Origin of the sequence: Aeromonas sp. QDB62 (assembly GCF_027705695.1) — a bacterium.
GTDB classification, from domain to species: Bacteria; Pseudomonadota; Gammaproteobacteria; order Enterobacterales; family Aeromonadaceae; genus Aeromonas; species Aeromonas allosaccharophila.
The window spans coordinates 1-11,197 of sequence record NZ_JAPDCD010000075.1 but is presented as its reverse complement, the minus strand read 5'-3'; the positions used below and the strand labels follow the sequence as shown (position 1 = coordinate 11,197).

Sequence of the window (11,197 nt, the reverse complement as noted above, 5' to 3'; positions counted from 1 at the left end):
AGGCATCTTGCGGAATACTGCTTCCGGTTTAATCATCGTTTTGACCTCAAGAGCATGTTGGTTGAATTGGGGCATGCCGTCGTGGCAAGCCCTCCGATGCCATATCGGCTCTTGAAGCTGGCTGAGGGTCATGGGTAATCAGGAAATAAAAAAAGGGATTACGTGATGAAAAAATTACTTCCTCTGATGATTGCCGCTGCAGTGACCTCTCCCTTCGCCATGGCCCACCAGGCTGGCGATATTCTGGTTCGTGGTGGTTTGGCCATCGTTTCTCCTCAGGAGAGCAGTGATGATGTGCTTAACACTGGCGAGTTTCAGATCGACAGCAATCAACAACTTGGCCTGACTTTGGGTTATATGATCACCGATAACTGGGGGGTTGAGCTGCTGGCGGCAACCCCATTCTCCCATCGTGTGAGCACTGCTGGATTGGGGGAAATAGCCAAGGTTAAGCATCTGCCGCCAACATTGATGGCTCAGTACTATTTTGGCGATGCCCAGAGCAAGGTTCGTCCATATGTTGGTGTGGGTGTGAACTACACCACCTTCTTTGATGAAAAGGGTGTCGGGAAGCTCGATGGTGCCAATATTAGCCTTGATGATTCTTGGGGCCTGGCAGGTCAGGTCGGTATCGATATGGCGGTTACAGACCGCTGGTTTGTAAACGGTTCAGCCTGGATCATGGATATCGATACCGATGTGAAAGTTGATGGTGTTGGTACCTTCAAAACGCATATCGACCCGATGGTCTTTATGATTGGTGCGGGCTACCGCTTCTAATGAGCTGATTCTGACCGCGGCCCTGGAAGGATCGCGGAATATAGCAAAGTACGTCTCTTTCAGCCCGGCTCGTGCCGGGCTTTTTTTATTTGACGGATCTGGTCCGGACTGTGATCCAACCCGATACAAATCAATTAAATACCTGCCGCTTTATTTCAGTTATTCGCTACCCCTGCCGATAGTGACTATGTTCACTTTACCTTCCCCCAATGAGTGAGGATGTCTCCATGGGTTTATCTATCGTGCAGCGGATCATCGCCGGATTTGTGTTGATGCTGCTGTTGCTGATCCTGCTTGGCGTGATCAGTACCTTTAAAATCAAGGGTATAAATGACGGCCTCTCCGCCGTATCTGACCGGGCAACCCCGCTGGTGGTGGCTGTCGCAGGTCTCAAGGGGGCGCTGCAGGATAGCAACCGCTGGGTGCTGGTCTACCGCACCAGTGAAGATGCCGCCCAGTTGCCGCAGCTGGCCAATCAGTTCAAGGAGCAGCAGAACCGCTTCGCTCAGCTGAGTCAGGAGATGGGTAAATTTACCGACGTGGCGGATGCCCGCGCCCGCTTCCAGCAGGTCGAGAGTGCTACCTCCCAATTTTATGGCTTGGCGGATCAGGTGTTGGCCCAGCATCGGCAGTGGGTCAGTGCACTGGATCAGCGCCACAAGCTGGAGATGGAATTTATCCGGCTTGAGGATACCTACCAGTGGGCGGCGGATCTGCTGTTGCAACAGACCGCCAGCAAGCGCTCCATGCGCAACAAGGCGGAACTCATTACCTCAGGTATCGCCCGCGATCTGAAGAATATCCGCCGTGCCGATGCCAAAACCGATTTGAACGAGCTGGAAAAGGTGTTGAGCAAGGACATCGAGATGGCGCGCAAGCGTCTGGATCGAGTGACGGTGCCCGATGATGTGAAAGCGCGCTTTGTCTCCAATCTCGACCGGATGCAGGAGTTGGCGCTTGGCGCTCAGGGCTTGCTGGCAACCATGCGTCAGGCTCAGCAACTGGAGTTGTCGCTGGCCACTCAGAATCAGCAGCTGGATGCCAGTCTGGTCAACAGCCTCAATTTGCTCGATGAGATGGGCAAGTCTGCCGGTGCCATTGCCAGCGATAGCCGGATCAATGCAGATGCGGCGGTCAGCAGCGCCAGTTTCTGGATCCTGGTGGTTGCCGCGATGTCGGCTGCTGCGGCGCTGGTGATCGGCTATACCACTGCGCGCAGTATTCAGCGTCCGTTGCAGATGATCAACAAGGAGCTCGATTACATGGCGGCCGGTGACATGACCCGCCGCATTAACTACCGCAGCAGTTGCGAATTTGGCACGCTCTCCCGCTCCATTGACACCCTGGCAGGCAAGACCGGCGAGCTGCTCTCCCAAATCAATGCGGGCTCACGTCATCTGGTGGATGAGGCGAGCCGCGCCGCCGAGATCAGCGAACGGGCCATGTCCCGGGTGCAGGAGCAGAAGAGCCAGACCGATCAGGTGGCCGCCGCCATTACCGAGCTGGAAGTGAGCGCCACCGAGGTGGCCCGCTCTACCGATGGCACCAAGCGGGAGGTGGATCTGGCCGATGAAGAGGCGCGCAGTGGTCGCCAGAAAGTAGCTACCACTCGCCGGCTTACCGAGCAGTTGGCCGGTGCCATGGAAGAGGCGGTCGGGATCACCTACAAGCTTGGGGAATTCAGTAACAACATTGGCAGCATTCTCGATGTGATCCGCAGTATTGCCGAGCAGACCAACCTGTTGGCTCTGAACGCCGCCATCGAAGCGGCTCGTGCTGGCGATGCCGGTCGCGGTTTTGCGGTGGTGGCCGATGAGGTGCGGGCATTGGCCAATCGCACCCAGACCTCGACCGAAGAGATCCAGGGGATGATTGAGAACCTGCAAAGCTCCAGCAAGCATGTGGTTGAAGTGATGGGGCGCAGCCAGGAGCAGACCCAGAGCTGTGTCGAGCAGACCCGCGAGATGGATGTGGCGCTGCAATCCATTGCCGATCGGATGGGGGCCATCAAGTCGATGGCGGATCAGGTGGCCCATGCCGCGCAGGAGCAGATCTCCGTCAGTCAGGGGGTCGCTCGTCATATCGCCGGTATTGCCGATGTGGCATACGAGACAGAGCGGGAGGCGCGCGAATCCGCCAGAAGCAGCGAAGTGCTGGCCGACCTGGTCGCCAAACAGCAGCAATTGATCGCACATTTCAAGGTCTAGGAGGGCTTATGTCTAAAAAGTGGATTGGAGCCCTGAGTCTCCTGTTGTGTGGCCAGTTGATGGCCAGCGAGCTGGTGATCGAGAGCTGGCGAACCGATGACAAGGCGCTGTGGGAGCAGAAGATTATCCCGGCGTTTGAAGCGGCACATCCCGGCATCAAGGTGAGTTTTCACCCGGTGCAGAACGTCAACTACATGCCCACCCTGTGGGAGAGTCTGAAAGGGGGCAAGGCGGGGGATCTGATCACCTGCCGTCCGTTTGATGATTCGCTCGCCCTGTTCAAGGCGGGCCATCTGGCCGAGCTGACCGAGATGGCGGGGATGGAGAACTTCCCGAGTTTTGCCCAGTCACCCTGGCAGACCGATTCCGGTGCCCAGACCTTCTGCGTACCGATGGCCTCGGTGATCCATGGCTTCTTCTATAACAAGAAGATCTTCAGTGAGTTGGGGCTGACATTGCCGCAAACCCGCGATCAGTTCTTTGCCGTGCTGGACAAGATCAAGGCCGATGGTCGCTATGTGCCGCTGGCCATGAGCGGTTCCGAGAGCTGGGTTGCCTCCGAGCTGGGCTTCCAGAATATTGGCCCCAACTACTGGAAGGGGGAGGACGGCCGTCTGGCGCTGATCGGTGGGCAGGAGCGGTTGGACAACCCGCAATATGTGAAGGTGTTCGATGAGCTGGCCCGCTGGCGCTCCTACCTCGGTGAGGGGGGCGAGAGCCGCGATTATGCGACCAGCAACGAGCTGTTCACCTCGGGCAAGGCCGCCTTCTACGTGGCGGGCTCCTGGGAGATCGCCCCCTTCACCGGTAAGGTCGATTTTGGCGTTATGCGTCCGCCGGTGGCCAAACAGGGGGATGGCTGCTTCTTTACCGACCACACCGATATCGGTATGGGGATGAATCCGGCCAGCAAGAACAAAGAGGGGGCAATGGCCTTCCTGCAGTGGCTGACGACGCCGCAATTTGCCGAGCTCTATACCAACTCACTGCCGGGATTCTTCTCCCTCTCCAACCACTTCTTCGATGTCACCAATCCGGCGGCAAAAGAGATGATGGAGTGGCGCGATCAGTGTGACTCGACCATTCGGGTGGCGACCCAGATCCTCTCTCGTGGTACGCCCAAGTTGGGGGATGAACTGGCCGAAGTGAGTCAGGCGGTGCTGCTTGGCAAGATGGAGCCCAAGGCGGCTGCGGATCGACTGGAAGGTGGCTTGAAGGGCTGGTATGCCCCTCATCAGGGCAACAAGGCCAAGAGCGCGGATTGTCAGTGTGATGCCGTCACGCCTGCGCCGGTTTCAGCACCGGCCGCTGTGTCCGCTGCACCCGCGACCAGTGACACGCCAGCCGTGGTGGCACCAGCGGTGACCCCCGTAGAACCTGCATCAGCAGCGACGGCGCCAGTCCCCGCTCCTGCGGCTGATGTGGAGCAGGCGCTCTCCAACGAGCTGGAAGCACCGCAGCAATAACTCATCAGCATAACTAACAAGCGGGAGGCATCAGCCTCCCGTTTTTATTGATGGCTCGCGGCCAGAGCGAATCGCTTTATGGTGTGTCGTGCGGCCAGCGACAGAGGCTGCCGATGCGGGCAACCGGCGCGAACCCCAGAGAGCGGTAAATGCGCTGGGCATGGTAGTGTTCGTCGGCCACGATAATCAGCTGTTTGGCGCGGGACAATCCTGCGCGAGCTACTTGACTCAGCAGCTGGCGGCATAAACCCTTATTGCGCCACGCCTGGTGAGTGCGTACCAACTGGAAACGGCCCAGCGGGCCGCAGAAGAAGAGACCACAACTGGCGACTAGTTGCCCCTCTTGCCAGATCCCCCACCACTCCCCGAGCCCATCGGCAATCATGGCCTGATAGAGTGCCCGGCGGGATTGCAGATAGGGAAGATAACTCTCTGCCGTGTGCCCCTCATCCCGCTCATGCAGTTCGAAGTCGAGCCACTCTTGCCAATCCGCAGTGGTGAAGGCGCGAACCTGGGGACCATTGATATCACCATGAGGCTGCCAGCTCTGCTTATCCAGCGCCAGCACCACGCACTCCATATACTGGTATCCCGTTGCGACAAAACCGGCGATCCGGCTGTTTTGCCCTGCTGCCAGTGGCCACTGGAAGGTGCGATGGCGGACTCTGTGGTCGTGACCAATCAGCTGATCAAAGGCGGCTTCCAGCCAGCCTTTGTCACGGTCGCTGGGCGGGGTGGTGAGCAGCAGGTAGTTGCCAAAGTAGTAGTCGGGAGCATCCGGTGTGCGAACCGCCCAGAACTGCTCATGCTGGGTTACCTCGCCTTGGTAGCGATCAAACAGCAAGTCGGTGGCAAAGCCGGGGTGGGTATCCATGATGGTGCTCCTGCAAAGACTCATTCTGTTATCGGCAGGAGGGGGAAATAGATGAAAAGGGGCCGGAGAATCCTCCGGCCAAACAATCACACGCAGATTCAGAACGTCCAGGACGATCTGGCCCCATCATAACTCGACTGGGGCGATTTTGGGATGGGCACTTTTCGGTTACGTACCGTTAATTTTGTAAATATGACGTTCGTCAGATCGGATGTGAGGTAAATCCCTGTTGACTTTGTATCGTTTTACTCATAAATATAAAGACGTTTAGACGTCCAAACATCCGTTTTGACGTAGACAGATGGATTGCAGGACAGGGAGAAGAGCAGATGGGATTTCACAGTGCACGTCAGGTTGAGGCGCTCAACCAGAGCTTGGCAGATTTGAATGGCGATATATCGGTCAGTTTCGAGTTTTTTCCGCCCAACAGTGAAGGGATGGAGAATACTCTCTGGCAGTCCATCGAACGGCTCAAAGTGCTGGAACCCAAGTTCGTCTCCGTCACTTATGGCGCCAACTCGGGCACACGTGATCGCACCCATAAGGTGATCAAGGACATCAAGGAGCGAACTGGCCTGATTGCGGCGCCGCACCTGACCTGTATCGATGCCAGCCGCGACGAGCTGCGCGCCATTGCCCGCGATTACTGGAACAGCGGTATTCGTCATATCGTGGCTCTGCGCGGTGACTTGCCGCAGGGGTTGGACAAGCCGGATATGTATGCCACCGATCTGGTTGCCCTGCTCAAGTCAGAGGCTGACTTCGATATCTCGGTTGCCGCCTATCCGGAAGGCCACCCGGAGGCCAAGAGTGCGCAATCCGATCTGCTTAATCTCAAGCGCAAGATCGATGCCGGTGCCAACCGCGCCATCACCCAGTTCTTCTTCGATGTGGAGACTTACTTGCGCTTTCGGGATCGCTGTGCCGCCATCGGTATCGATGCCGAAATCGTGCCGGGGATCCTGCCGGTCTCCAACTACCAGACGCTGGCCAAGTTTGCCGGTTTCACCAACGTGAAGATCCCGCGCTGGATGCATCAGCGTTTCGAGGGGCTGGATAACGATCAGATGACCCGCAATCTGGTGGGGGCGAGCATCGCCATCGATCAGGTGCGCGTGCTGAGTCAGGAGGGGGTGAAAGATTTCCACTTCTACACCTTGAACCGCTCCGAGCTGACCTATGCCATCTGTCATACCCTGGGGGTTCGTCCCAAGGGCTGACCTGTGCTCACCGCGATAAAAGCAAAAAGCCAATGAGTTGCTCATTGGCTTTTTCGTTATGGCCGTTGTTTAAGGCCGGGTCACCGGGATCTCTTTCGGTTCGAGATCGATAACCGCATTACCGGCCGCCCCCGGATACTGGTGATAGACCTGATCCTGCTCCAAGGTGTAGAAGGTATCCAGATAGTCGTCGTTGTTGGTCATCCAGGAGTCGGGCAGCGCCTTGACGATGCGACCACCAAGATCGAGGAAGGGCAGCGCTTCCGGCACCCCACCCGCAGTAAAGCCGAGCTTGAGGGCTTCAATCAGCAGGGTGCTCAGCTCCTTGTAGTTGACGTTGTCATCCTGCTCCATCATCACCACGTCGACGGCACCCCAGCGATAGCGATCCCAGTAAACCAGGATCTGGTTGGGGGTGTAATCGGTGTTGTCATAGTCGAGGTAGGGCATGTCGACAATATCGACCACTGGCTCATCCCGACTGGGATTGACCCCTGCGACCACCGCATACACTTCGGCCGCACCGAGCAGCCAGGGCTCCTGATCATCCTTCAGTCTGATCTTTTTCAGGACACTGGTCTTGAGCGGCGCCGTGCTGGCCGCCGCTCGCGGTGCGCTTTGCAGATCCGCATAGGCCAGCGCCTTGCGCATCACCCTCAAGCCTGCGTTCTTGGCTTTGACGGGATCGGCTTCGACCACCAGAACCGGCCGAGCCGGTGCCTTGTCCACATCCAGATAGACAGGATTGCCGGCGCTGTCGAACGCCTCGATCGCGCTCCAGCTCTTCTCATCCCCGCTCGGAACATAGGCGACCAGCGGTTCGACGCCCTGTTGCAGTGCGGCGGCCTGATCGGTGTTGGCCAGCCGCAACTGCATCAGTTGCTTGACCTCGCCATCCAGTCCTTGTCGACTGATGGCCGCCTGGTTGGCATCGGTCGCCTGCCGTTTAAGGCGCGGGCTGGCTTTTTGCAGCAGGTTGGGAAGCGGGCTCTGGTATTGCTGATTGCTCAGCAGGGGCGGCAGGTTTTTCTGCTGAAGTGCGAGCTGGCGAGCCAGCTCTCTGTCCGTGTCGGCTGCGTGTGCCGTGCTGACGCCCAGAAGCGCCAGCAAAATGATGAAAGCCTGATGTTTCATTATTATTCTCCGTTGCATGAACCTGACAGGGCAACATGTCCGGGAAGAGTGGTGCCCTGACACCAATAGAGGGTAATTAGTTTCATCTGTGAACTAATTTTTCCGGATCTTGCGCAGGTCATCACGGTTTGATGTCTCATTGATTTTCTTGTCGATATAAATGAAGCCAGTGCAAGGCAAGTCCGATGAGCAGACCCCAGCAGGGTGCTGCGATGCCGAGCAGGCTGATCCCGGACGCGGTAATGATGAAGGTAAGCAGCGCAGCTTCCCGCGCCTCATCTTGTTGCAAGGCGGAGTGCAGGCTGCTGCCGATGGTGCCTAGCAGGGCCAATCCGGCGATGCAGGTGACAAGGGCTGCCGGGAAGGCGCTAAACAGGGCGGCGACGGTTGCGCCAAAACAGCCGGTCACAAGATAGAAGCAACCCGCCCAGACAGCAGCAGGCCAGCGGCGCTTGGTATCCGGGTCGACCTCTTTGCCCATGCAGATGGCGGCGGTGATGGCGGCCAGATTGAAGGCATAGCCGCCAAAAGGGGCCAGCAGCAGGCCGGTCAGGCCGGTCCAGCTGATCAGCGAGGAGGTGGCAGGCTGATAGCCATGGGCTCGCAAGATGGCTATCCCCGGCATGTTTTGCGATGTCATGGTGACAATGAACAGCGGCAGCGCGATGCCAAACAGGGCATCAAGGGAGAAGGTTGGCCATGTCCAGACCGGGCTGGCGAGCTGCCAGTGCAGGGTCGCCAGCTGCAACTCTCCCCGCACGCTGCAGATCAGCATCCCCATTCCCAGTACCAGCACCATGGTATAGCGGGGCCAGAGATGACGCCCCAGCAGGAAGGTCAGCAGCAGGGTGCCAAGCAGTAAGGGATCTTGCGGGGCGATCTTGAACAGATCCAGCCCGAATCTGAGCAGCACCCCAGCGAGCATGGCGGCGGCTAGTGGAGCCGGGATATGCCTCATCAAACGATCGAACCAGCCGCTGATGCCACATAGGGTGATCAGCAGGGACGAGATCACAAAGGCGCCGATGGCTTCCGCTAGAGTGAAGTTGCCCAGAGTAGTGATCAGCAGGGCCGCGCCCGGGGTGGACCAGGCGGTCAGTACGGGCATGCGGTAATAGAGAGAGAGGCCGATGCAGCTCACCCCCATACCGATCCCCAGCGTCCATAGCCAGGAGGCGACTTGGGCTGTATCAGCACCCGCCGCCGTGGCGGCCTGGATGATCAGGATGACGGAGCTGGTGTAGCCGACCATCACGGCGATAAAGCCTGCGACCAGATGGGGGAGGGCGAAGGGCATGGGGATTTCCTCTTGGCGTTGTGACGCGCTGTGCGTTATTACGTACAATCTGGTTTTGACTATATCGTTGTGCGCTATAGCGCACAAGGCGCATCATGCAAGAGTAATAAAGAGGCAGTTATGCAAGAGATGAGTCAGCATCTGGCTGCTCGACTGAAGGGGCTGCGCAGCGAGCGCGGCTGGAGCCTGGATGCCGCTGCGCGCGAAACGGGTGTCAGCAAGGCGATGCTGGGGCAGATTGAGCGGGGGGAGTCCAGCCCGACGGTGGCAACGCTATGGAAGATCGCCACCGGTTTTCGAGTCTCATTTTCCAGTTTCATCGAGCCCACACCAGCCGCGCAGGAAGAGGTGCTCTATCGCACCGCCGATGCCATTCGCCAGCAGCCAGCGGGAGAGGGCATGCAAGTAGCGCCGCTCTTCCCTTATGAAAACCGGTTTGGCTTCGAATTGCTTGAGCTGACCCTGTTGCCGGGTTACCAGCGTGAATCCGATCCCCATGAGCCGGGAGTGACCGAACATGTCATCGTCATCAGCGGCATGATGGAGGTGCTGGTGGAAGGGGAGTGGCACTCACTGGCGCAAGGGGAGGCGGTGCGCTTTGCTGCCGACCGCCCCCACGGTTATCGCAATCTGGGTATTGCTCCGGCGATTTTCCACAACCTGATCCACTATCCGGTTGCCACACCCTGAACATGCCCTGCAGAGATCAACCCGGTCGGCCATCAGCTCTGGGGCTGGCCAGTATCGGGGTATAGACCCAGACAAACAGACCATAGGCTGCGATCCAGGCAAGCGCGCTGAAGTTCCAGCCGTGCAGGGTATAGGCAGGCCAGAACAGCGGAATCACCACCCGCATTGTGGCGGCAGCGATAACCAGGGCAAATGCGCCAGTGATCCTGCGCCCCACCTGCAAGGCCCGACCGCTATGACCGAGAGATACTCGCGCAATCATGCCCAGGATCATGGTGCCCATGCAGCCTGCGCTGAGCAGGTGGCTGGCCATCGACAGCGTGATGGGCAGACCTGCGCTATGTGCCGCAAGAGCGAGCAGGCCAAGTGGGATAAACAGATAGGCGAGATGGAGTGACCACAGCAGTGGATGCGCAATGGTCGATGGCAGATGCCAACGCAGTTGTCGCCACAGATGCAAACCCGCCACCACTATATAGAGAGGCACTATATATATGCAGGTGACCCATTGGGTGGGGAGCAGCAGCCAGCACAGCAAGATAAGCCACAGTGTTGCGAGCGCCGCCCGTTCCAGCCAGAGCTGAGGTGCAGCTTTCTCCTGACCGGTTGCTCGGGCGGTGAAGAACGGAATCACCCTTCCACCCATCACGGCGATCAGGGTGGTAAACAACAGCACGGTCGTGATCAGCAGATGCTCAACGGTGCTCCACTCTGCATGCCATAACCAGCTGGCGCCATTGAGCAATGTCAGTATCAGCAACAGGGGCACAAAGAAGAGGTTGCGCCATTGCCGGGTTATCAAGATCGGCTTGGCAAGGAACCAGGCGCAAAGCGGCAACCAGAGCAGGTCTGCCGCCATCAGGAGCGTATTCTCCTCACCCAGCCAGGGTAACAATGTCCTTGGCAACATCCACAACCCCACCACCAGCGCCAATGGCCAGCTCCGAACACCGGGATGGGCCGTCCAGTTCTGCACCGCGGTGAGCAAGAAACCCGCGACGATGGCAGCCCCGAAACCAAACAGCATCTCATGACCATGCCACCAGATCGGGTTGGCAATCCCTGGCAAGGTTAGCCAACCGTTGAGCTGCCCCAGCCAGAGCAACATGGCGACGGCAGCAAACAGAGCCCCGAACAGGAAGAAGGGTCGGAACCCCAAGCGGAACAGCGGAACGATTTGCTCTTCCTTATGGCTATCGAGGATTTGATGCATGAGGGTATTCCAATTAAACATTTGAGATGGCAATTATAAAGTGGCTTTTGAAATGTTCAATTTAAATACGGCAATAACCAGGTTTGATGGTGTTTTGAGCAAAAAAGGAAAGCGTTGTTTGATATCTGAGCGAACGAGCTTTTTTGCTGAAAAAAGCCTTGTCATCGCGGCCTCGCTCCCTATAATGCGCCCCTACCAGCACGGCGGAACACGCCGGACTGATGAGCCAGCTTCCTTGCGAAGTGGGCGCCGAAAGAAAAGCGAAAACAATCGCTTGACTTTCGAAGTGAGAAGCGTAATATGCGCCTCCTCAACG

General features: G+C 57.9%; 10 protein-coding genes and 1 pseudogene. 7 read left to right on the top strand and 4 right to left on the bottom strand.

Annotated features, from left to right (window positions below; all coding sequences use genetic code 11):
- The 4 genes and pseudogenes from OKC27_RS21735 to OKC27_RS21720 all read left to right on the top strand — a co-directional run.
- A pseudogene (locus OKC27_RS21735) lies at nucleotides 1–138 on the top strand (IS1595 family transposase); the annotation flags it as partial.
- 27 nt (nucleotides 139–165) lie between these two features.
- Nucleotides 166–780: an outer membrane protein OmpW gene (ompW, locus tag OKC27_RS21730; RefSeq protein ID WP_234604093.1), complete on the top strand. Its 615-nt coding sequence runs from the start codon at nucleotides 166–168 to the stop codon at nucleotides 778–780.
- Between the two features lie 227 nt (nucleotides 781–1,007).
- Complete coding sequence (locus tag OKC27_RS21725; protein ID WP_270694326.1) at nucleotides 1,008–2,987, top strand: HAMP domain-containing methyl-accepting chemotaxis protein; 1,980 nt, start codon at nucleotides 1,008–1,010, stop codon at nucleotides 2,985–2,987.
- Nucleotides 2,988–2,995: 8 nt separating this feature from the next.
- Nucleotides 2,996–4,453, top strand: coding sequence for an ABC transporter substrate-binding protein (locus tag OKC27_RS21720; protein WP_058054127.1), 1,458 nt, complete (start codon nucleotides 2,996–2,998; stop codon nucleotides 4,451–4,453).
- A 76-nt stretch (nucleotides 4,454–4,529) separates the two neighbouring features.
- On the opposite strand, the gene OKC27_RS21715 is transcribed toward OKC27_RS21720, so the two are convergent.
- On the bottom strand, nucleotides 4,530–5,327 hold the full coding sequence (locus OKC27_RS21715) for a GNAT family N-acetyltransferase (RefSeq protein WP_042658093.1): 798 nt from the start codon (nucleotides 5,325–5,327) through the stop codon (nucleotides 4,530–4,532).
- Nucleotides 5,328–5,656: 329 nt separating this feature from the next.
- Here OKC27_RS21715 and metF point away from each other — a divergent pair, with 329 nt between their 5' ends.
- Nucleotides 5,657–6,547: a methylenetetrahydrofolate reductase gene (gene metF, locus OKC27_RS21710; RefSeq protein ID WP_234603967.1), complete on the top strand. Its 891-nt coding sequence runs from the start codon at nucleotides 5,657–5,659 to the stop codon at nucleotides 6,545–6,547.
- A 69-nt stretch (nucleotides 6,548–6,616) separates the two neighbouring features.
- Here metF and OKC27_RS21705 read toward each other — a convergent pair whose 3' ends face one another.
- Together OKC27_RS21705 and OKC27_RS21700 are read right to left on the bottom strand one after the other, a co-directional pair.
- The gene (locus OKC27_RS21705; protein WP_234603965.1) at nucleotides 6,617–7,681 is read right to left on the bottom strand and encodes a DUF3103 family protein; all 1,065 of its coding nucleotides are present in this window, start codon (nucleotides 7,679–7,681) and stop codon (nucleotides 6,617–6,619) included.
- 136 nt (nucleotides 7,682–7,817) lie between these two features.
- A complete protein-coding gene (locus OKC27_RS21700; protein WP_234603964.1) occupies nucleotides 7,818–8,978 on the bottom strand; it encodes a benzoate/H(+) symporter BenE family transporter in 1,161 nt (386 codons plus the stop codon).
- Nucleotides 8,979–9,098: 120 nt separating this feature from the next.
- On the opposite strand from OKC27_RS21700, the gene OKC27_RS21695 reads away from it, so the two are divergent.
- Complete coding sequence (locus tag OKC27_RS21695) at nucleotides 9,099–9,668, top strand: helix-turn-helix domain-containing protein (protein WP_234603961.1); 570 nt, start codon at nucleotides 9,099–9,101, stop codon at nucleotides 9,666–9,668.
- Nucleotides 9,669–9,684: 16 nt separating this feature from the next.
- Here the strand turns inward: OKC27_RS21695 and OKC27_RS21690 are convergent, their stop codons facing one another.
- Complete coding sequence (locus OKC27_RS21690) at nucleotides 9,685–10,881, bottom strand: NnrS family protein (protein ID WP_182938338.1); 1,197 nt, start codon at nucleotides 10,879–10,881, stop codon at nucleotides 9,685–9,687.
- Between the two features lie 40 nt (nucleotides 10,882–10,921).
- Between OKC27_RS21690 and OKC27_RS21685 the strand changes: the two genes are divergently transcribed.
- The coding region (locus tag OKC27_RS21685) for a hypothetical protein (RefSeq protein WP_270806687.1) at nucleotides 10,922–11,197 on the top strand (276 nt) is incomplete at its 3' end.

Excerpts from the sequence above, each read along its gene's own strand:
- OKC27_RS21715 (WP_042658093.1), bottom strand. The coding sequence starts at position 5,327 with ATGGATACCCACCCCGGCTTTGCCACCGACTTGCTGTTTGATCGCTAC.
- ompW (WP_234604093.1), top strand. The coding sequence starts at position 166 with ATGAAAAAATTACTTCCTCTGATGATTGCCGCTGCAGTGACCTCTCCC.
- OKC27_RS21720 (WP_058054127.1), top strand. The coding sequence starts at position 2,996 with ATGTCTAAAAAGTGGATTGGAGCCCTGAGTCTCCTGTTGTGTGGCCAG.
- OKC27_RS21700 (WP_234603964.1), bottom strand. The coding sequence starts at position 8,978 with ATGCCCTTCGCCCTCCCCCATCTGGTCGCAGGCTTTATCGCCGTGATG.
- OKC27_RS21690 (WP_182938338.1), bottom strand. The coding sequence starts at position 10,881 with ATGCATCAAATCCTCGATAGCCATAAGGAAGAGCAAATCGTTCCGCTG.
- OKC27_RS21725 (WP_270694326.1), top strand. The coding sequence starts at position 1,008 with ATGGGTTTATCTATCGTGCAGCGGATCATCGCCGGATTTGTGTTGATG.
- OKC27_RS21695 (WP_234603961.1), top strand. The coding sequence starts at position 9,099 with ATGCAAGAGATGAGTCAGCATCTGGCTGCTCGACTGAAGGGGCTGCGC.
- metF (WP_234603967.1), top strand. The coding sequence starts at position 5,657 with ATGGGATTTCACAGTGCACGTCAGGTTGAGGCGCTCAACCAGAGCTTG.
- OKC27_RS21705 (WP_234603965.1), bottom strand. The coding sequence starts at position 7,681 with ATGAAACATCAGGCTTTCATCATTTTGCTGGCGCTTCTGGGCGTCAGC.